The sequence below is a fragment of the Tardiphaga sp. genome (assembly GCF_044336785.1).
Taxonomy (GTDB): domain Bacteria; phylum Pseudomonadota; class Alphaproteobacteria; order Rhizobiales; family Xanthobacteraceae; genus Tardiphaga.
The window spans coordinates 100,082-121,432 of sequence record NZ_JBIIOT010000002.1 but is presented as its reverse complement, the minus strand read 5'-3'; the positions used below and the strand labels follow the sequence as shown (position 1 = coordinate 121,432).

Annotated in this window: 16 protein-coding genes and 1 pseudogene; 8 read left to right on the top strand and 9 right to left on the bottom strand. The window is 61.5% G+C overall.

Going from position 1 to position 21,351, the window contains the following annotated elements; translation table 11 throughout:
* The 5 genes and pseudogenes from ACIQ2A_RS01510 to ACIQ2A_RS01490 all read right to left on the bottom strand — a co-directional run.
* A pseudogene (locus ACIQ2A_RS01510) lies at positions 1–633 on the bottom strand (ABC transporter permease); the annotation flags it as partial.
* The gene (locus tag ACIQ2A_RS01505; protein WP_398474985.1) at positions 633–1,742 is read right to left on the bottom strand and encodes a microcin C ABC transporter permease YejB; all 1,110 of its coding nucleotides are present in this window, start codon (positions 1,740–1,742) and stop codon (positions 633–635) included. The gene ACIQ2A_RS01505 and the pseudogene ACIQ2A_RS01510, both read right to left, overlap by 1 nt.
* A gap of 1 nt (position 1,743) precedes the next feature.
* On the bottom strand, positions 1,744–3,603 hold the full coding sequence (locus ACIQ2A_RS01500) for an extracellular solute-binding protein (RefSeq protein WP_398474983.1): 1,860 nt from the start codon (positions 3,601–3,603) through the stop codon (positions 1,744–1,746).
* Positions 3,604–3,617: 14 nt separating this feature from the next.
* Complete coding sequence (locus ACIQ2A_RS01495; RefSeq protein ID WP_398474981.1) at positions 3,618–5,522, bottom strand: extracellular solute-binding protein; 1,905 nt, start codon at positions 5,520–5,522, stop codon at positions 3,618–3,620.
* A gap of 229 nt (positions 5,523–5,751) precedes the next feature.
* A complete protein-coding gene (locus ACIQ2A_RS01490) occupies positions 5,752–6,303 on the bottom strand; it encodes a c-type cytochrome (RefSeq protein WP_398474979.1) in 552 nt (183 codons plus the stop codon).
* A 233-nt stretch (positions 6,304–6,536) separates the two neighbouring features.
* Between ACIQ2A_RS01490 and ACIQ2A_RS01485 the strand changes: the two genes are divergently transcribed.
* Both ACIQ2A_RS01485 and ACIQ2A_RS01480 read left to right on the top strand, forming a co-directional pair.
* The gene (locus tag ACIQ2A_RS01485; protein ID WP_398474977.1) at positions 6,537–7,277 is read left to right on the top strand and encodes a 3-deoxy-manno-octulosonate cytidylyltransferase; all 741 of its coding nucleotides are present in this window, start codon (positions 6,537–6,539) and stop codon (positions 7,275–7,277) included.
* 21 nt (positions 7,278–7,298) lie between these two features.
* A complete protein-coding gene (locus ACIQ2A_RS01480) occupies positions 7,299–8,159 on the top strand; it encodes a prephenate dehydratase (RefSeq protein WP_398474975.1) in 861 nt (286 codons plus the stop codon).
* A gap of 92 nt (positions 8,160–8,251) precedes the next feature.
* Here ACIQ2A_RS01480 and ACIQ2A_RS01475 read toward each other — a convergent pair whose 3' ends face one another.
* Entirely contained in the window at positions 8,252–8,659 is a 408-nt protein-coding gene (locus ACIQ2A_RS01475) for a YciI family protein (RefSeq protein ID WP_398474973.1), read from the bottom strand.
* Between the two features lie 83 nt (positions 8,660–8,742).
* Entirely contained in the window at positions 8,743–9,741 is a 999-nt protein-coding gene (locus tag ACIQ2A_RS01470) for an LLM class flavin-dependent oxidoreductase (RefSeq protein WP_398474970.1), read from the bottom strand.
* 399 nt (positions 9,742–10,140) lie between these two features.
* Between ACIQ2A_RS01470 and metF the strand changes: the two genes are divergently transcribed.
* The 3 genes from metF to ACIQ2A_RS01455 all read left to right on the top strand — a co-directional run bounded on the left by metF (position 10,141) and on the right by ACIQ2A_RS01455 (position 15,582).
* A complete protein-coding gene (gene metF / locus ACIQ2A_RS01465) occupies positions 10,141–11,037 on the top strand; it encodes a methylenetetrahydrofolate reductase [NAD(P)H] (RefSeq protein ID WP_398474968.1) in 897 nt (298 codons plus the stop codon).
* A 4-nt stretch (positions 11,038–11,041) separates the two neighbouring features.
* Positions 11,042–14,911, top strand: a complete 3,870-nt coding sequence (gene metH, locus ACIQ2A_RS01460; protein ID WP_398474966.1) for a methionine synthase — start codon at positions 11,042–11,044, stop codon at positions 14,909–14,911.
* A gap of 257 nt (positions 14,912–15,168) precedes the next feature.
* Entirely contained in the window at positions 15,169–15,582 is a 414-nt protein-coding gene (locus tag ACIQ2A_RS01455; protein WP_398474964.1) for a DUF6636 domain-containing protein, read from the top strand.
* 24 nt (positions 15,583–15,606) lie between these two features.
* On the opposite strand, the gene ACIQ2A_RS01450 is transcribed toward ACIQ2A_RS01455, so the two are convergent.
* The gene (locus tag ACIQ2A_RS01450) at positions 15,607–16,587 is read right to left on the bottom strand and encodes a magnesium transporter CorA family protein (protein WP_398474962.1); all 981 of its coding nucleotides are present in this window, start codon (positions 16,585–16,587) and stop codon (positions 15,607–15,609) included.
* Between the two features lie 425 nt (positions 16,588–17,012).
* On the opposite strand from ACIQ2A_RS01450, the gene ACIQ2A_RS01445 reads away from it, so the two are divergent.
* Together ACIQ2A_RS01445 and ACIQ2A_RS01440 are read left to right on the top strand one after the other, a co-directional pair.
* Complete coding sequence (locus ACIQ2A_RS01445) at positions 17,013–17,696, top strand: L,D-transpeptidase (RefSeq protein ID WP_398474960.1); 684 nt, start codon at positions 17,013–17,015, stop codon at positions 17,694–17,696.
* Between the two features lie 383 nt (positions 17,697–18,079).
* The gene (locus ACIQ2A_RS01440) at positions 18,080–18,325 is read left to right on the top strand and encodes a hypothetical protein (RefSeq protein ID WP_398474958.1); all 246 of its coding nucleotides are present in this window, start codon (positions 18,080–18,082) and stop codon (positions 18,323–18,325) included.
* 190 nt (positions 18,326–18,515) lie between these two features.
* On the opposite strand, the gene ACIQ2A_RS01435 is transcribed toward ACIQ2A_RS01440, so the two are convergent.
* Complete coding sequence (locus tag ACIQ2A_RS01435) at positions 18,516–19,598, bottom strand: extensin family protein (RefSeq protein ID WP_398474956.1); 1,083 nt, start codon at positions 19,596–19,598, stop codon at positions 18,516–18,518.
* A 96-nt stretch (positions 19,599–19,694) separates the two neighbouring features.
* Between ACIQ2A_RS01435 and ACIQ2A_RS01430 the strand changes: the two genes are divergently transcribed.
* A complete protein-coding gene (locus ACIQ2A_RS01430; RefSeq protein WP_398474954.1) occupies positions 19,695–21,323 on the top strand; it encodes a fatty-acid--CoA ligase in 1,629 nt (542 codons plus the stop codon).
* Positions 21,324–21,351 lie beyond the last annotated feature (28 nt).

Sequence of the window (21,351 nt, the reverse complement as noted above, 5' to 3'; positions counted from 1 at the left end):
TGCCGCGATGCCGATGATCGAGGACAGGATCGTCAGGGTGAGACCGAACAGCACGGAGATGCGGAAGCCATAGATCAAACGCGCGACAACATCGCGGCCCTGATCGTCGGTGCCGAGCCAGTTATATTCGAGATCGCTGCAACCCTTCAGGCCCTTCTTTTCCACCACCGGCTTGCATTGCTCTTCGGTGAGCATCCAGGTCGGCTTTGACGGCGCCGGCGTCGGCAGGTCAAGATTATGGGTGTCGTAGGAATAGCGGATCAACGGCCAATAGACGCTGCCGCCCTTCTCAGCGATCAGTTTTTGCAGGAAGGGATCGCGATAATCGGCAGCGGTTTCGAAGTCGCCCCCGAAGGTCGTTTCCGAATAGGTGACGACCGAGGGGAAATAGAGCTTGCCATCGAACTTGATCAGGAACGGACGATCATTGGCGATCAGCTCTGCGAAGAGCGAGATCAGGAACAGGGCCGAGAAGATCCAGAGCGACCAGTAGCCGCGCCGGTTGGCCTTGAAATTCTGCCAGCGGCGCTTGTTGAGCGGCGACAGGCCGAGCGGGCGACGCGACGGTGGCACGGCTTCGCCGAGCGGGGTCTGCGTGGTGGATTCGACGGGCATGGGTGCTGTGACGGTCATCAGACTTCCCGCGCCTCGAAATCAATCCGCGGATCGACCCACATATAAGCCAGATCGGAGATCAGGCCCACGACCAATCCCATCAGCGAGAAGATGAACAGCGTGCCGAACACCACGGGATAATCACGATTGAGCACGCTCTCGAAACCGAGCAGACCGAGCCCATCCAGCGAGAAGATCGTCTCGATCAGCAGCGCGCCGGAAAAGAATGCGCCGATGAAGGCGCCGGGGAAACCGGCGATGACGATCAGCATCGCGTTGCGGAACACATGGCCGTAGAGCACTTGCCGTTCGGTGCAGCCTTTGGCGCGCGCCGTCATCACATATTGCTTGCGGATTTCATCCAGGAACGAGTTCTTGGTCAGCAGCGTCGTGGTGGCGAAAGCGCTGAGCCCCATGGCCACCAGCGGCAGCGTGATGTGCCAGAAGTAATCGATGATCTTCCAGTACCACGGAAACTGGCTCCAGCCGTCCGATGTGAGGCCGCGCAGCGGGAAGATGCTCCAGAACGAGCCTCCCGCGAACAGGATGATCAGCAGGATTGCGAACAGGAAGCCCGGGATCGCAAAGCCGATGATGATGATCGCCGAGGTCCAGGTATCGAAGCGCGTCCCATCCTGCACCGCCTTGCGGATGCCGAGCGGGATCGAGATGAGGTAACTGATCAGCATCATCCAGATTCCGAGCGACATCGAGACCGGCAGCTTCTCCTTGATCAGCTGCACTACCGACGTATCGCGAAAGTAGCTCTTGCCGAAATCGAAGCGAACATAATTCCACACCATCAGCAGAAATCGCTCGGGTGCCGGCTTGTCGAAGCCGAACTGCTTTTCAAGATTCTTGATGAAAGCGGGATCGAGGCCCTGCGCGCCGCGATATTTCGAGTTCACGGCATCGGCGCCCGCGCCCGGCTGGGCGCGATTACCGAAGTCGCCACCGGATGAACCTCCTGTCGCGCGCGAAGCGCCGGTGTCGGCACCGCTCATCTGCGCGATGACGCGCTCGACAGGCCCACCGGGCGCGAATTGCACCACGATGAAGGACACCAGCAGGATTCCCAGCAAAGTGGGAAACATGAGCAGCACGCGGCGTGCGATATATGCGGTCATTCTATTTGGCCTGCTCGGTCGCCGTCTTGTTGTCCGCAGCCCACCAGAGATCGGGCGCGATCATGTCGAGATATTTGGGAAGCTGCGCGGGATGCTTGAACACATCCCAATAAGCCAGCCGGTGCTTGCTCGAATACCATTGCGGCACCCAGTAGCGACCAGCGCGGATCACGCGGTCGAGTGCACGTGCCGCGAAAACCAGCTTGGCGCGGCTCTCCGCTGCGATCACGTGCTCAATCAGCGCATCGATCACGGGATCGGAAATGCCCGACAGATTCTTCGAGCCTTTGGTGGTCGCCGCTTGCGCCGTGAAAAACGGACGGAGCGAATCTCCGGGCACGGTGGAAAAACTGAAACGCTCGATCGTCATGTCGAAATCGAAATCATTGCGTCGCGCTTGCTCTTGCACGGGATCGACGAGGCGCAAGTTGGCCTCAATACCCAGCGTGCCGAGATTTTTGATGTAAGGCATGTGATGAGCCTGGAAGTTGGGCTCATCGAGCAGAAACTCGATCTTAAACGGCTCGCCTTGCGCTGTCATGCGCTTGCCGTCCTTCATCACGCAGCCGGCGTCGTTCAGCAACTGGATCGCCCTGCGCAGCAGCGTGCGATCCTGACCCGAACCGTCCGACACCGGCGGCAGATAGGGATTGCCGAACACTTCGGCCGGCACCTTACCGCGGAACGGCTCGAGCAGAACAAGTTCTTCCGGCGACGGCGCGCCGGTCGCCATCAGGTCGGAGTTCTGGAATGGCGAGACCGTGCGCTCATAGGCGCCATACATGATGGACTTGTTGGTCCATTCGAAATCGAACGCATTGCCCAGCGCCTCGCGCACGCGCGGATCCTGAAACTTGGCGCGGCGCGTATTGATGAACCAGCCCTGCGCCCCGGACGGACGATCATCAGGCAGGATCTCCTGCTTGACACGCCCGTCCTTGATGGCGGGGAAATCGTAACGCGTATTCCAGATGCGTGACGTGAATTCTTCGCGAAACAGATAATTGCGCCCCGTGAACCCTTCGAAAGCGACATCGCGGTCGCGGTAGAAATCGAAGCGCACCGTGTCGAAATTATTGAGGCCGCGACTGACGGGCAGATCCGCGCCCCACCAATCCTTGACGCGATCGAATTCGATGAAGCGCCCAACCTCGAAGCGACCAACCTTGTAAGGACCGCTGCCAGTCGGCGTATCGAGCGTCGATTCATCGAAGGCGCGCTTGGCGTAATAGACTTGCGAAAAGATCGGCATGCTGGCGACGAAGAGCGGCACGTCGCGGCCACGCTTCTCTGCAAAAGTTACCACAAGCGTGGCGTCGTCAACGGCCTCGATCTTAGCGACATCGCGCATCTGCTGCGTGATGATCGGATGGCCCTTTTCCTTCAGCGTCGTCAGCGACCAGGCTGCATCCTTCGCTGTCAGCTTGCTGCCGTCATGGAAACGCGCTTCAGGCCGCATGGCAAAACGATATGTCAGGGCGTCCGCGGAGATCTGCACGGACCTGGCTGCAAGCCCATACATGGCATCGGGCTCGTCGACGGCACGAGCCATCAGCGCGGTGAAAGTCAGCCCCATTCCCTGCGCGCCATCGCCCTTCAACACATAGGCATTCAGCGAATTGAACGTCTGGAACGACTGATTGAAAGCCTTGACCGACGGGATGGTCGAAAACACCCCGCCTTTTGGCGCCTTCACATTCACATAGTCGAAATGCGGGAAGTCGGCGGGATATTTCAGATCGCCGAAGGCCGACATGCCATGCGCCTCGCTCGCACCTTGCGCAAGCGCCGGGCTGAAACGCGTCGCAGCGATCGCGCCGAGACCAAGGCCGAGCACGTGCCGACGATTGAGCTGCGCCATGCGCGACAGCCTCCTCAAGAGCGACCGCCCGTCTTCGCTGCCTTCGCGGCATCCCACCACCAGATGGTCGGGAAGCCCGACTGGCCATATTTCGGTGGCTCGGGTGGCCGCCCGAAGCGATCCCAACGCGCAGTACGAACCTTGCTGTAGGTGAATTGTGGAACGACGAAGTGATTCCACAGCAGCACGCGGTCCAGCGCCTTGGTCGCGGCAACCAGATCGGCGCGGTCCTTGGTGAAGATTACGCGTTCGATCAGCTTGTCGATGGCTGCATCCTTGATGCCGACGATATTACGCGACCCGGCCTGATCGGCAGCCGACGAGCCCCAGTATTCGCGTTGCTCGTTGCCGGGCGACAGCGATTGCCCCCACACCGATACGACGACATCGAAATCCCAGCTGCGCAGCCTGTTCTCGTACTGTGTCGCATCGATGGTGCGCACGTTCACGCCAATGCCGAGTCGCTCCAGCGACGGCTTGAAGAACAAAGCGATACGTTCCGAGCTTGGGTCTTCACCGAGCAATTCGATCTCGAATGGTGCGCCGGTCTTGGCATTGACCAGCTTGCGATCGCGGATTTCGTAACCAGCCGCCTTCAGCAACTGCGTCGCCTCGCGCAGATTGGCGCGCACGTTTTCGGCATTGCCACCGACGGGATTGGTGTAGGGCTTGGTGAAGACCTCCGGCGGCACATCGGCGCGCACCGTCTCCAGGATCTCGAGCTCGCGGCCTTCCGGCAGGCCGGACGATGCGAGTTCGGTGCCTTCGAAATAGCTTCCAATGCGCTTGTACTGGCCGAAGAAGATCTGTTTGTTCATCTCCTCGAAATCGAACGCATAGTTGAGCGCGCGGCGAACACGCGCGTCCTTGAACTTGTCGCGACGGATGTTCAGCGCAAAGCCCTGCATCACGCCGGAGGAGCGGTTGGTGAACTCTTCGAGGATCACGCGTTTTTCGTTGGCAGCGGGGAAGTCATAGGCGGTCGCCCAGTTCTTCGCACTGTTCTCGGTGCGCCAATCGACCTGATCGCCCTTGAACGCTTCGAGCGCCACCGTGCCGTCGCGGAAATATTCGTAGCGGATCTCATCGAAATTGTGCTTGCCGACATTCACGGCGAGCTTGGCGCCCCAATAGTCCTTGACGCGCTCAACCACGACATTACGGCCGGCCGCAAAATCCTTGATGCGATAGGGCGCGCTGCCGAGCGGCAATTCGAGCGTCGTGCTGCCGATGTCGCGCTTCTGGCCGGAGGCATTGGTGCCTTCCCACCAGTGCTTCGGCAGCACCGTGAGCTGGCCGACGATCTGCGGCAATTCGCGATTGCCGGGCCCGTCGAAGGTGAATTTCACGTCGCGCTCGCCGGCCTTCTCGGCCTTCACCACATGGCGATAATAGCCGGCATATTGCGGCGAATATTTCTTGAAGGCATCAAGTGAGAAGATGACGTCGTCGGGCGTCACCGGCTTGCCGTCATGCCACTTGGCTTCGGCACGCAGGCGATACGTCACCCACGAATAGTCCTCGGGGTGACTGACGGATTCCGCGAGCAGGCCATATTCGGTCGAGACTTCGTCGAGCGACGCCGTGGTCAGGGATTCGTAGATCAGGCCAACGGCGCCGGCGATGTTGCCCTTCACACCGGCGACCGCAATGTTGAAATTGTCAAACGTGCCGACCGCGATCTGCCGCACGCTGCCGCCCTTCGGCGCATCCGGATTGACGTAATCGAAGCGCTTAAAGTTCGCGGGATATTTGATCTCGCCAAACAGCGACAGCGCATGCCGCCATTCCGCGGCGCCTGCTGCGGCCGGTTGAGCGGAGGCTGCTCCGATCACCGGGAGACTGCCGATCCCGCCGAGCACGGGGGTGAGGGCGGCGAAAGCGGAGGTCTTCAGAAGGCGGCGTCGGGAGATCGTCAATGTGCTGAATCCTGTGAACCGGAGCAATTGAGTAGAACGGTCATATGAGGCGAGGGTTCGACCGATTATGCCGGCTTTTCCGCAAGATACCACCCGACGCCTTGCTTGCATCCTAACGCGTTGCGGCCAAACGTCCCGCTTAAGCTTTGGTAATGCGCCAAACGACAACGGCCGGGCTGATGGCCCGGCCGTGATGGTTCGAATGTGACGAAAACGCGGTGCGTTTGCTCTACTTGGCAGCCGTCGGCAGCGGCACCGGCGTGTCGGCCAGCGTCGCCAGATAGGCGATCAGGTCGGCGCGCTCGCTGTCCTTCTGGATGCCGGCGAAGCCCATCGCGGTGCCGGGCACGGCGCCCTTCGGATTGGAGATGAACTTGTTCAGCTCCTCAAAGCCCCAGCTGCCGCCTTTGGCCTTCATGGCCGCGGAGAAGTTGAAGCCGTTGCGGCCCTGGCCGACGTGATCATTGATGACGCCATAGAGATTGGGGCCGACGCGATTCGGACCGTTCTTCTCGAAGGTGTGGCACGAGGCGCATTTCTTGGATGCGACAGCGCCCTTTTCAACCGAGGCGGTCTGCAGCAGTTTTTCGATGGGTTCGGAGGGCGCGGCCGCAGCCTTGGCGCCGCCACCGGCAGCCTCTTCCTTCACGGCGATGTCGTAGCCGGGCTTTTCCATGTGCTTGGGCGCGAACACCGCCTGGGCGGTGAAGTTCGTCGCCATCAGCACGAGGCAGGTGCCGAGGATGGCGCCCATGATCTTGTTGAGTTCGAAAGAGTCCATATTCCGTAAGCCCCACGCCCGTTTCAGGTCATTGGAAGGCCGCTCCCACGGCCTCGACGCGCCCATGAATCACGTCTGCAGGCTGTTTAGAGCCTGTCCAATCGAGATAACGGTTTGCCCTAGTTCTGGCAACCCGTATAAACGCCGCGCCGTCCGGCTTGCCCTTGATCTACATCATGGTTTTCCAGGTCCGAGAGACGGAATTCGAGCCGATTTTGCCAAGCCAATCAAACATGACCGACCCTCGCACCCTGGTGCTCATTCCTGCCCGAATGGCCGCGACCCGGCTGCCCGGCAAACCGTTGCTGGACATCGCCGGCCTGCCGATGATCGTGCATGTGGCCCGCCGCGCAGCCGAGGCCGCCATCGGGCGCGTGGCCATTGCCACCGATACCGCCGAGATCGCCGATGCGGTGACCGCCCATGGTTTCGAGGCGGTCATGACCTCATTGGACCATCCGTCGGGCTCGGACCGGATCTTTGAGGCGCTCGGCAGGCTCGACCCGACCGGGACAGTCCAAACCGTCGTCAACGTCCAGGGCGACCTGCCCACCATTCCGCCGGGCGACATTGCCGCCGCCCTGCGCGTACTGGACGATCCCAAGGTCGATATCGCGACACTGGTCGCAGAAATCCGCAAGGATGAAGAACACACCAATCCGAACGTGGTGAAGCTGATCGGCTCGCCGGCTGGCACCAACCGGTTGCGGGCGCTGTATTTCACCCGCGCCACCGCACCTTATGGCGATGGCCCGCGCTATCATCACATCGGGCTCTATGCCTATCGCCGCACCGCGCTCGAAGGCTTCGTGAAACTCCCGCCCTCGACACTGGAGCAGCGCGAAAAGCTGGAACAGCTGCGTGCGCTGGAAGCCGGCATGCGGATCGACGCCGCCATCGTGCAGTCCGTCCCGCTCGGTGTCGATACGCCCCACGACCTCGAAACCGCCCGCCGGCTGCTGGCAAAAACCTGAGCGACTGATACAAGGCCCGCCATGACCATTCCGATGAAAATCGCCTTCCAGGGCGAGCCCGGCGCCAATTCCCATAACGCGATCGCCGAGGCGTTTCCGCACGCCGAGCCACTGCCCTGTGCAACCTTTGAGGATGCGCTCGCGGCGATCTCGTCCGGCGAGGCCGATCTTGGCATGATCCCGATCGAGAATTCGATCGCCGGCCGCGTTGCCGATATCCATCACCTGCTGCCGGCGTCGGGCCTCCATATCATCGGCGAATGGTTCATCCCGATCCATCACCAGCTGATGGCGCCACGCGGTGCGAAGATCGAGGATCTCAAGACCATCGAGAGCCACGTCCATGCGCTCGGACAGTGCCGCCGCCTGATCCGCAAACTGGGGGTCCGCTCGATCGTCGCCGCCGACACGGCCGGCTCCGCACGTATCGTGGCCGAACGCGGCGACAAGAGCTGCGGCTCGCTGGCCCCGCGCCTTGCCGCCGAAATCTACGGCCTGGATATTCTGGCCGAAGACGTCGAGGACGAAAGCCACAATACGACGCGCTTCGTGATCTTGTCGAAAGACGCCAAGTGGGCCGATCAAGGCAAGGAGCCGTTGGTCACCTCTTTCGTATTTCGGGTGCGTAACATCCCCGCCGCGCTCTACAAGGCGCTTGGCGGCTTTGCGACCAATGGCGTCAACATGACCAAGCTGGAAAGCTACATGGTCGATGGTGAATTCTTCGCCACGCAGTTCTATGCGGATGTCGACGGTCATCCAGATGACCGCAATCTGGCTTTCGCGCTGGAAGAGCTAAAATTCTTCTCGCGCGAATTCAGGATCGTGGGCGTGTATCCCGCACATCCGTTCCGCCAGACCTTTGGCGAGCAGCAGGGCTGAGATGTAGGATGGGTTGAGCGTCTTCGCGAAAACGCATCGGCGGAGCCCGCCGCAATAACGGAATGATGGGTTTTCGCTCCGCTCAACCCATCCTACGAATTCCCGCGCACATGATCCGATAGCGCATGCGTCGCCTCTTTCGCCGCGCCGGGCAGGAATAGCTGCACGGGTCGGATTTCATACACCGCTGACGGATTCACCTTTCGCAGATCACGTGCGACAGCGATCGCGGCCTCGCGCGTCGCGCAATCCACGACATAGAAGCCCAGTAACTGCTCCTTGGTCTCGGCAAACGGCCCATCGATGATCACACCTGCCCCGGGGCCGCGCAAGGTGAACGCACCCTTGGTGCCGCCGAGCCGCGCGGCTGGTCCCATCTGGCCATCAGCCGTCAGCCGCTCGTGGATTTCGTGAAGATTGGCCATCACGTTCGTGTCCTGATCGGGAGTCCAGGACACGACGACCTCTTCGACATGATAAGCGAGGATTGCATAGAGCATGGATCATTCTCTGGTTCTTGGTGGCGCCGCTTCAAGGACGATTGCCATCAGCTCGTTCCGACATCGCATCATGCGATTTTTCGCTACGCGAATGCCTCCGCCAGCAGGCTGTAGGATCGCTTGCGCGCGTCATGATCATACATCGCGGTGACGACCATCAGTTCATCGGGCTGGCATTGTCCGATCAGCGGCTGCAACTTTTCGCGCACCGTCGTCGGACTGCCAACGAACAGGCGCGCGCGATTGCGCGCGATCTTGGTCTTCTCCACATCGCTATAGGGATAGGCCAGCGCCTCCTCGACACTCGGCAGCGGCGCGTATTCGCCGCGGTCGCGGCGCAGGCGGTTGAGATCGGCGGATGACGCGAGCCGCTCGGCTTCGTCATCCGTTTCGGCGCAGATCACGGCGACCGCTAGAATCGCCTGCGGCGCCTGCAGCCACGACGAGCTCTTGAAGCGGGCCCGATAATGCACCATCGCATCAGCCGCGTCGTGAGATGCGAAATGGTGGGCAAAGGCAAAGCCCATCCCGACTTGCGCTGCGAGATCGGAGCTGAAATCGCTGGAGCCGAGCAGCCAGATCGGCGGCAGCGGCACATCGTTCGGCATGGCGACGACATTGCTGTAGGGATGGTTTTCCGGAAAGCGCCGCGTCTCCCACAGCAGCAATTCGCTGAGCCGCTCGAGGAAATCGTCGCCTTCGCGACCGGCCAGGCGATTGCGCAGCGCATAGGCTGTTGCGCCATCGGTTCCTGGCGCACGGCCGAGGCCCAGATCGATGCGGCCGGGAAACAGCGCCTCCAGCATCTTGAAGCGCTCGGCCACCATCAGCGGTGCATGGTTCGGCAGCATCACGCCGCCGGAGCCAACGCGAATCCGCGACGTTACGGCTGCGATCTGGCCGATCATGATTTCCGGCGCCGGACTGGCGACGGACGCCAGATTGTGATGCTCGGCCAGCCAGTAGCGGACATAGCCGAGGCCATCCGCATGTCTGGCAAGATCGATGCTGTTGCGCAGCGCCTTTGAGGGCGACGTGCCTGTTGTGACGACCGACAGGTCGAGAATGGAGAGCGGGATCATACCGGCAGGCTAATGCGTCCGGACGGGACAGCAAGCGTGACGGGCGGGCACGAGCACGCCATCGTCAATGGGCGAGAATTAATGCCTCGCAATTCATGAAATTCATTGCCCACAGACAACGCAAGGCTAACACGCCATCAAAATTGTATAATTTCATAATTATTTCAAATAATTAAATAGAATCAAGAATCGTTAGACGGGCGTCACTAGCCTGCCCACTCATGTTTCAGCGGGCGAGCCAAACCCATCCTCCGTAGACACAATGGGCCATTTCCCACCCTATATGGCTTTGCGATGGGCTATTTAATTCCGGCACATCAGCATATTTTGTGCAGTGCAGCCAAAAAGCCTGTGACGACCCAGCAACCGGTGCCGCCAGTCGCGGCGGTGGAGTTCGAGATGACCGAGACGACCCCGGCCACCCCTAACCTTCCGAATATCTCCTTCGAGTTCTTCCCGCCGAAGACCGAGGAGATGGACCGCACCCTGTGGGAGACGATTGAGCGCCTGGCCCCCCTCTCCCCCTCCTTCGTGTCAGTGACCTATGGGGCCGGCGGCTCGACCCGCGAGCGCACCCACGCCACCATCGTCCGCCTGCTGAAGGAAACCAACCTGACGCCGGCCGCGCACCTGACCTGCGTGGGTGCGCCGAAGAGCGAAATCGACGATGTCGTGGCCCGCTATCACGACGCCGGCGTCCGCCACATCGTGGCCTTGCGCGGCGACCCGACCACGGGCATCGGCACCCAATATGTGGCGCATCCGGATGGCTACCAGACATGCGCCGATCTCGTCGCCAGCATCCGTGAGCGCTATTCGGACATCGACGTCACCGTTTCCGCCTATCCGGAAAAGCATCCGGAGAGCGCCGACTTCAGCGCTGATATCGACACCCTGCAGGCCAAGGTCGATGCCGGCGCGACGCGCGCCATCACCCAGGTGTTCTTCGACAACGATCTTTACTTCCGTTATCTCGACAAGGTGCGCGCCCGCGGCATCACGATCCCGGTGCTGCCCGGCATCATGCCGATGCACAATTTCAAGCAGGCGCGCAATTTCGTCACCCGTGCCGGCACCACCGTGCCGAACTGGCTGGCCGAGAAATTCGACGGCCTCGATGACGATGCCGAGACCCGCAAGCTCGTTGCTGCCACCGTGGTCGCAGGCCAGGTGCAGAAGCTCGCCAAGGCGGGCGTCAACGACTTTCACTTTTACACCATGAACCGCGCCGATCTGGTCTTCGCGATCAGTCATCTTCTGGGCTTCCGCCCGAACGGCGCGCGGAAGGCTGCTTAAACTCATGACCGTGCCAGTATCGCCGAAGCGTACCGCCCTGCTCAAAGCCGCATCCGAGCGCATCCTCGTGCTCGATGGCGCCATGGGCACCGTGATCCAGGGTCTGATGTTCGATGAAGCCGCGTTCCGCAGCGAGCGGTTCAAGGATTTTCATCGCGACGTCAAAGGCAACAACGACCTGCTGATCCTGACCCAGCCGGACGCGATCGAAAACATTCACGCGGACTATCTGCGCGCCGGCGCCGACATCGTCGCCACCAACACCTTCTCCTCGACCTCGATCGCGCAGGCCGATTATGACATGGCCGATCTCGCTTACGAGATGAGCCGCGACGGCGCGCGCCTGGCGAAGAACGCCGCCATCAAGGTGGAGGCCGAGGACGGACGCCCGCGCTTTGTCGCCGGCGCCATCGGCCCGACCAACCGCACCGCCTCGATCTCGCCGGATGTGGCCAATCCGGGCTATCGCGCCGTGACCTTCGACGATCTGCGTATCGCCTATAGCGAGCAGATCAACGGCCTGCTCGACGGCGGCGCCGACCTGCTGCTGGTCGAGACCATCTTCGACACGCTGAACGCCAAAGCCGCGCTCTATGCCATCGCGGAAATCTGCGAGGCGCGCAGCATCGACGTGCCGATCATGATCTCCGGCACCATCACTGACAAATCCGGACGCCTGCTGTCGGGCCAGATGCCGGAAGCATTCTGGAATTCGGTCAAGCATGCGCGGCCCGCCACCATCGGCTTCAACTGCGCGCTCGGCGCCGAAGACCTGCGCGCGCATATCGCCGATATCGGCCGTGTCGCCGACACCCTGGTCTGCGCCTATCCGAATGCCGGCCTGCCCAATGAATTCGGCCAGTATGACGAGAGCCCGGAATTCATGGCCGGTCTGGTCGGCGAATTTGCCGCCAGCGGCCTCGTCAATATCGTCGGCGGTTGCTGCGGCACGACGCCTGCGCATATCGCTGCCATCGCCAAGGCCGTCGCCCCGCACAAGCCGCGCGCGGTCCCCGAGATCGCGCCACTGCTGCGCCTCTCCGGCCTCGAGCCGTTCGAACTGGCGGCGTCGATCCCGTTCGTCAATGTGGGCGAGCGCACCAATGTCACCGGCTCGGCGAAATTCCGCCGCCTGATCACCGAAGGCGACTATGCCGCCGCACTGCAGGTGGCGCGCGATCAGGTCGAGAACGGCGCGCAGGTCATCGACGTCAATATGGACGAAGGCCTTCTGGATTCAGAGAAGGCGATGGTCGAGTTCTTGAACCTCGTCGCGTCCGAACCCGACATCGCGCGCGTGCCGGTGATGGTCGACTCGTCGAAATTCCATGTCATCGAGGCCGGCCTGAAATGCGTGCAGGGCAAGCCGATCGTCAATTCGATCTCCATGAAGGAAGGCGTCGAGAAATTCATCCACGAAGCCAGGATCGCGCAGCGCCACGGCGCCGCGGTGGTCGTGATGGCCTTCGACGAGGTCGGCCAGGCCGACACCTATGAGCGCAAGATCGAGATCTGCAAGCGCGCCTACGACATCCTGGTCAAGGAACTGGATTTCCCGCCGGAAGATATCATCTTCGACCCCAATGTGTTCGCCATCGCCACCGGCCTGGAAGAGCACAACAATTACGGCGTCGACTTCATCGAGGCGACGCGCTGGATCCGCCAGAACCTGCCGCATGCGCATATTTCCGGCGGCGTTTCCAACCTCTCCTTCTCGTTCCGCGGCAACGAGCCGGTGCGCGAAGCCATGCACTCCGTGTTCCTGTATCACGCCATCAAGGCCGGCATGGACATGGGCATCGTCAATGCCGGTCAGATGATCGTCTATGACGACATCGATCCGGAATTGCGCCAGGTCTGCGAGGACACCATCCTCAACCGCGATCCCGGCGCCGGCGAACGTCTGCTGGAGCTTGCCGAAAAATTCCGCGGCCAGACCAAGCAGGCGAAGGAACAGGATCTGTCCTGGCGCGAATGGCCGGTGGAGAAGCGCCTCAGCCACGCGCTCGTTCACGGCATCACGCAATATATCGACGAGGACACCGAAGCTGCGCGCCTCACCGTCGCGCGGCCGCTGCACGTCATCGAAGGACCGCTGATGGCCGGCATGAATGTCGTCGGCGACCTGTTCGGCGACGGCAAGATGTTCTTGCCGCAGGTGGTGAAATCCGCCCGCGTGATGAAGCAGGCAGTCGCCTATCTGATGCCGTTCATGGAGAAGGAAAAGGCCGACAATCTCGCTGCGGGCATCGCCGGCGACGGCCGCAAGAACGCCGGCAAGATCGTGCTCGCCACGGTGAAGGGCGACGTCCATGACATCGGCAAGAACATTGTCGGCATCGTGCTCCAGTGCAACAACTTCGAGGTCATCGATCTCGGCGTCATGGTGCCGGCCGCAAAAATCATCGAGACCGCGAAGGCTGAAGGCGCAGACATCATCGGGCTGTCGGGCTTGATCACGCCGTCACTCGACGAGATGACCTTCCTCGCCGGCGAAATGGAGCGTCAGGGCATGCAGATGCCGCTCCTGATCGGCGGCGCGACGACCAGCCGTGTGCATACGGCCGTAAAGATCGATCCGAACTACCGCGCCGGCGCCGTCGTGCATGTGAACGATGCCAGCCGCGCGGTCGGCGTCGCGTCGTCGCTGCTGTCGCCGGAGAAGCGCGCGGCTTATGCAGCCGACGTCCGCGCCGATTATGCCAAGATTTCAGCGGCGCATTTCAAGGCGCAGCAGGACAAGAAGCGGCTGTCGCTTTCGACTGCGCGTGCCAATGCGCATGTGGCGGATTTCAGCATGACCGTGCGCAAGCCGACCTTCCTCGGCATCAAGACGTTCAGCGATTACTCGCTGGAAGAGTTGGCGCGCTATATCGACTGGACGCCGTTCTTCCAGACTTGGGAACTGGCCGGACGGTTTCCGGGCATCCTCACCGACAGTGTCGTCGGCGAAGTCGCGACCTCGCTCTACGCCGATGCGCAGAAGATGCTGAAGCAGATCGTCGACGAGAAGTGGTTCACCGCCAAGGCGACGGTCGGCTTCTGGCCCGCGAATGCCGTGGGTGACGACATCCGCGTCTATGCCGATGACGACCGCAAGGCCGAAATCGCGACGCTGCACACGCTGCGCCAGCAGCTGGTGAAGCGCGAGGGCCGCTTCAACGCGGCGCTGTCGGATTTCATCGCGCCGAAGGATACGGGCGTGGCCGACTATATCGGTGCCTTCGTCGTCACTGCCGGCATTGGCGAGGACGTCATCGCCGATCGGTTCAAGAAGGCCAATGACGATTACTCGTCGATCCTGTGCAAGGCGCTGGCCGATCGTCTCGCCGAAGCCTTTGCCGAACGCATGCATGAGCGCGTGCGTAAGGAGTTCTGGGCCTATGCGCCGGACGAGGATGTCTCGGTCGATGACCTGATCCTGGAAAAATATCAGGGCATTCGTCCGGCGCCTGGCTATCCCGCACAGCCCGACCACACCGAGAAGGCAACGCTGTTCAGGCTGCTCGATGCGGAGAACACCGCGGGCGTGTCGCTCACCGAGAGCTATGCGATGTGGCCGGGCTCATCCGTATCCGGTCTCTATTTCAGCCATCCCGAAAGCTATTACTTCGGCGTCGGCAAGATCGAGCGCGATCAGGCGGAAGACTATGCCGCGCGCAAGGGCATGGATGTGACCGAGGTTGAGCGCTGGCTGGCGCCGATCCTGAATTATATTCCGGGTGCCGTCGCACAGGAGAAAGCAGCTGCCGACAAACTGGCCGCGCAGACGCCAGCCAATGACGAGGCGCCAGCCGACATCGCCTCGCATCCGCCAGGCTGCAATTGCGCGGTGCATCTGATGTATCGCGGCAAGGCTGTGGGCGCGAAGTAGGCGTCTTTTTATCCCTCCCCCAAGCGGCGAAGCCGCGCCGTGGGGAGGGTGGATCGGTGCGAGCGTTCAGCGAGCATCGAGACGGGTGGGGTGCTACCCAAACTCCGTCCTATCGTGGGGAGAGCCCCATATCGGTGGCCCATTCGCTTCGCTCCGGGGATGGAAACCGCGGGCTTCGGCGCGCGTGCGGTCATAGGTTTGTGAAACGAGACCGACTAGACTGGCGCTGCAATGCCCCGTCCGGAAAGTCTCTTGCAATGAAATCACCGCTGCTCGCTGTTGCGCTCCTCATCGCTCCGCTGCCCGCCCTCGCGCAAAGCGCGCCCTCCGGTTTCCTGTCACCCTCCAAGAATATCGCCTGCCAATATTTCGCCGATGGCAAGGATGCCGACATCCGATGCGACATCATGGAGGCGACGGTCAGCGTGCCGAAGCCCAGGGATTGCGAGCTGGAATGGGGCCGCGCCTTCGAGATCAGCAAGACCGGCCAAAGCGGCATTCGCATCTGCCATGGCGACACCATCATGGACTCGAAGCTGCCCGTGCTGACTTACGGCCAGACCTTCCAGCGCGACGGTTTTACCTGCAAGTCGGAACAATCAGGCGTGACATGCTTGAATGCCGACCGCCACGGCTTCTCGATCTCGCGCAGCGCGCAATCGGTGTTCTGACCCGGAAACGAGACGCGGCTCCAGCTACAGCCACTTCTTCCACTTGAAGAAGAGATACGGAACCACCGCCGCGCAGACCATCATCATGACAGCCATGGGATAACCGAAATCCCATTGCAGTTCCGGCATCAGCTTGAAGTTCATGCCATAGACCGACGCGATCAGGGTCGGCGGCATCAGCACCACGGCCATCACCGAGAACAGCTTGATGATGTTGTTCTGCTCGAGATTGACGACACCGAGCATGGCATCCAGCGTAAAGGTGATCTTGCTCGACAGATAGGACGCGTGATCGGTCAGCGAGACGACGTCGCGCTGCATGGTCTTGAGCTGCGCACGCATGTCCTTCGACCATTTCACGCCATCCGCTTCCGCCGTGACGAAAGTGACGAGGCGGCCGATCGAGACCAGACTTTCACGCACTTTCGAGGTCAGGTCGCCCTTGCGGCCGATGGCGATCAGGATCTCCGAATAGCGTTTGGCATGGCCGGTGCGCTGGGACTCGTCCGGCTCGAAAATATCGTGGCTGACCTGGTCGATATCGGCGCCGACACGTTCCAGAATATCGGCGGCGCGGTCGATCACGGCGTCGAGCAGTTCGAGCAGCACCGTCTCGCCATTGGCATTGGACGGCGCGGTGCGGCCGAGCTTCAGTTCCACCGAAGCGAAGGGGCGCGGCGTGTCGTAGCGCACCGTAACAAGGCGCTGGCGGGTGAGGATGAAGGTGACGGCGGTGACGCGCGGATTCTCGGTGTCGGAACCGCACATCAAGCTGGCGGTCATGTAGCGGGCGCCGTTCTCGATATAGAGCCGGCTGGAGATCTCGATCTCCTGCATATCCTCGCGGGTCGGGATCTCGACCCCGGCGAGCTTCTCCACCGCCTTGTCCTCGCCGGGGGACGGCTTCACCATGTCGATCCACACCGCATTGTCCGGCAAACTCGACAGATCGGTCGGCTCGGATTTCCGGAGGGCGTGATCGACGGGGGTGAAGACAGCCAGCATGGCAACTCCGCAATGGTTGAAGATGCAAATTGAAGGGATCCGCCGAAACGACGGCCCAGACCGAATCGGCGGGAGGGCGACCATGCCCGACACGGATGCAGCCCTCATGACAGCCTTCTTGCACCGCGCCAACCCCCGCGCATGCGCGAAACGTCATCCGTAGTGCAGCGCCGCTCAACCAGCCGAACATGTGCTCCGCCGATCACAGCTTGGGGAGCAAACCGTGAGAATGCGTAAACCTTGCCCACAGCTGGGAAATTTCTGCGGCAAATATGACACAGGTCACAACCCGCATGCTGCAGCGCGCATCTCGCCGCTGGAATCAGGGGAGAATTCAGCGATACTGCGCTTAACGGAATCGTGGCGTTTGGGGCCCTATTCTCAGGACGTAACACACGTCCGGGCCTAGCAACTGGAACAAAGTTATGTCTCTCAAGATTCGACTGGGTTTGATCGTCGCGGCCGGCCTTATGCTGTCGGCGTGCAACACGACCACCGCCATGTATCAGCCAGCGCCGGACTCGAGCATCAAGCCGAATGACCGCGCCCAGCTCGCCAAGGCGAAATACGCCAATGTGAAGCCGGCCGAGCCGTTCCGCCGCGCCATCGTCGATTTCCATCGCAAGGAGCTTCCGGGCTCGATCGTGGTCGATTCCGACAACCACTATCTCTATTTCGTGCAGGACGGCGGCAAGGCCATCCGCTACGGCGTGACGGTGGGTGAAGAAGCCCTCGCCTTCTCGGGCGTCGCCCGCGTCGGCAACATGGCCGAATGGCCGAAGTGGACCCCGACCAAGGACATCCATGCCCGCATCGAGGGCCTGCCGGCCCAGGTGCCCGGCGGCGTGGACAATCCGCTCGGCGCCCGCGCGCTGTATCTCTATCAGGGCAACAAGGACACGCTGTTCCGCATTCACGGCACCAACCAGCCGGAATATATCGGTGCCTCGATCTCCTCGGGCTGCATCCGCATGACCAATGAGGACGTCATCGACCTCTATAGCCGCGTCAAGCCGGGTGCACTGGTTGTGGTGCTCGAGCCGAAGGCGGGTGACTCGCCGTACAACTCGAAGCTGGCGCTGCAGGGCGGCGGCGGCACGCCGTACTAAAGTTGGGCGAAATTGGATTTGGAAAAAGCGTCGGGCAACCGGCGCTTTTTTGTTGGGTGAACTCAGGCCGGAGTGTCCCCTCCCCCAAGCCGCAAAGCGGCGCAGCGGGGAGGGGCAGGGTGGGGTCTCTCCCACGTGACGTGCGAGTTTGTTGAAACACCCCACTCGTCACTCGCCATAACGAAGCTTCGCTTCGTCAGGCTCGTGCCACCCTCCCCGCTGCGCCGCTTTGCGGCTTGGGGGAGGGAGAAGCGGAGCGCCGCTGCTTGGTGCCCCGCGCCAAAACGAGCAGTTTACATCTGATTAGAACCATTCCAATAAGTGACCACCTAGTGCATGGCCGTCACGATGCCATGCCCGGCAAGTTGGATTTGTTCACTGTGATGTGGAAGCCGAAGAAGAGTGCCGCCGAACTCGAAAAGATCTTTCGGGAGACCAGCTTCCAAAGCATGGGGCCGTGGCCCGCGAATGTGCGGCTGATCATCTATCCGCTTGACGGCAGCTGGCGCATCACCGTCGGCTATTCCGACGCCGCACATACGCCCTTTCGTGACAGGTTGATGGAGCTCAGCGTTCATCTGCGCGAGCTCTATGATTTGGAAGACGATCCAAACAGTCCCTGGCGCTAGGGGTTTTCGTATATTGCTGAACGCTGTTGAGGAGATTGCTCGGCCTGCATGGTTCGAGACGCCCGCTTCGCGGACTCCTCACCATGAGGGTCTCCTACGGCGCCGCAAACTCCCCCTCATCCTGAGGAGCGGCCTCTTGGCCGCGTTTCGAAGGATGGCCACAAGCTCTTTGCGACAGCTATCCGCTCCATTATCGCAACAAATTTAACGGAAATGGCGCCTGCGCACGTTGCTTGCGCGGCTTCTTGGCTTTCACCTTTGCTTTTGGCGCCGGTTGCGCCTTTGGCTCTTCCGGCTTCGCCTCCTCGACGTGCTCATGCTCCGGTTCGGCTTGTGCCTCCGGAGGTGGCTCTACTGGCTTCGTCTGAGCCGGCGTCCCCTCTTTCGCCACGACCTCGCGCGGCGGCGCCTCGGCCGGGCGCGGGGCCGGCATCAAAGGCGCGACTTGCGGCCAGGCATCCCAGACGTCCCACTGGCAGATGCGATAATTGCCGCGGCGCTCGGCGAGATCGAAATGGATATGGTCTTCATGATAACCGTCCGAGCCCGGCCCGAGCACGGTGGGAAAACGCGAGCATAGCGACAGCAGCACCTTTTCGCGCAAGACGCGCGGCGTCGCGCGCTCGGTCAGTGCGATCGACTCACCATTGGCCAGCTTGAAACCGCGAATATCGAGCGCATTGGCGCGGCCATGCTCGGACAGTTTGGCGCCCTGCACCCGGTTGCGGCCGCGGCAGTTGAAGGAATCGAAATTGTCGAGCTCGACCAGTTTCGTTTTCAGCGAGCCCGCCAGCGCCACCATGTCGGTACGCAGCCAATCGGCCACGGCCGTCGCCATCGTACAGCGCATGGTGGCCGCAGGCTTGAGCGGCACGCGCGTCTTGTCCGCCAGCACCACGGCCTCGAGCCGGACCATATCGGGGCCACCGCAGGCGCCCGGCCCCTTGATGTCAGGGATACTCGGCGCGATGGCGATATCTTCGGTAAGCGCGAGCCGGCAGGCCGAAGGCGGCGGCGGTTCCGGCGGCTTCGGCTCGGCAGTCGTCTTCTCCGCGGGCTGATCCGGCTTCTCGGCCGGCCCGGCGTCTGCTGGTGGCGCCGGCGCGTCAGCAGGGCGCGCCTTGGGCAACGGGAAACGTGTGGTGGTGAGATAGGCGTCTGCCGGCACTGCCGAAATCATGAGCAGTGTCAGCACTGCTCCGATTGTCGTTTGGCCGCAGCGGGATAGACCAAAAGTCGATTTTCCGGCCGCTTTCCCCGCGCTAGACTTCATGGCAAGACCTAATTCCCCAGTGATGGGCCAACCCATCTTGGGCGCTGCGGTTCCTTAGAGGAGTCGCGAGCAGAACAGAAATGCGGAGGAACGAGAATGCGCGGCTTGATGCAAGACTGGCCCCTGTTGTGTCATCGGATCATCGATCACGCAGCAAAGAACCACGGTGAGCGCGAGGTCGTGACCCGCTCCGTGGAAGGGCCGATCCACCGCACCACGTACGGCGAGATCCGAAAGCGCTCGCTGAAAGTCGCGCAGCGTCTCGACAAGGAAGGCATCGTGCTCGGCGACCGCGTCGCCACCATTGCCTGGAACACCTGGCGCCATCTCGAATCCTGGTATGGCATCATGGGCATCGGCGCCATCTGCCACACGGTGAACCCACGCCTGTTCCCGGATCAAATTGCCTGGATCATCAACCATGCGCAGGACCGCATCGTGATGACCGACCTGACCTTCATTCCGGTCCTGGAAAAGATCGCCGACCAGCTCCCGAGCGTCGAGCGCTACATCGTCTTCACCGACAAAGCGCATATGCCGCAGACCACACTGAAGAACGCCGTGGCCTATGAAGACTGGATCAACGAGGTCGATGGAGACTTCCAGTGGAAGGAGTTCGACGAAAACACTGCCGCTGCCATGTGCTACACATCGGGCACGACGGGTGACCCGAAGGGCGTGCTGTATTCGCACCGCTCCAATGTGCTGCATGCGCTGATGGCGAATAATGGCGACTCGCTCGGCACCACATCGAAGGACACGATGCTGCCGGTGGTGCCGCTGTTCCACGCCAATAGCTGGGGCATCGCCTTCTCGGCGCCCTCCATGGGCACCAAGCTGGTCATGCCCGGAGCCAAGATGGATGGCGCATCGATCTACGAGCTGATGAGCACCGAGAAAGTGACCTACACTGCCGGCGTGCCGACGGTGTGGCTCATGCTGCTGCAATATATGCAGAAGGAAAAGCTGACCCTGCCCGATCTCAAGGTCGTTGTCTGCGGCGGCTCGGCGATGCCGCGCTCGATGATCGAGACCTTTGCGAATATGGGCATCGAGCCGCGCCATGCCTGGGGCATGACGGAAATGTCGCCGCTCGGCACCGTGTGCACGCTGCAAGGCCAGTACAAAGATCTGGATGGCGCCGAGAAATTCGACATCCTGCAGACCCAAGGCTTCTCGCCCTTCATGGTCGAGATGAAGCTGGTCGATGACAACGGCAAGCTGATCCCGCATGACGGCAAGACGTTCGGCCGACTGCTCGTGCGCGGCCCGGCCGTCGCCAAGGGCTACTTCCGCGTCGACAAGAACATCCTCGACGATGAAGGTTATTTCGACACCGGCGACGTCGCGACCATCGACGCTTACGGCTATATGCGGATCACCGATCGCTCCAAGGACGTCATCAAGTCCGGCGGCGAATGGATCTCATCGATCGATCTGGAAAATCTCGCGGTCGGCCATCCGCAGGTCGCGGAAGCGGCCGTGATCGGCGTCTTCCATCCGAAGTGGGACGAGCGCCCGCTGCTGATCGTGCAGCTGAAGCCGGACCAGCAGATATCGCGTGAGGACCTGCTCAAATACATGGATGGCAAGATCGCGAAGTGGTGGATGCCCGACGACGTGGTGTTCGTCGATGCGATCCCGCATACGGCGACGGGCAAGATCCTGAAGACGGCGCTGCGCGATCAGTTCAAGGAATATACGCTCCCGACCGCGGCCGCTTGACGTTTCTTGACCTCTCCCCGCATCTTGC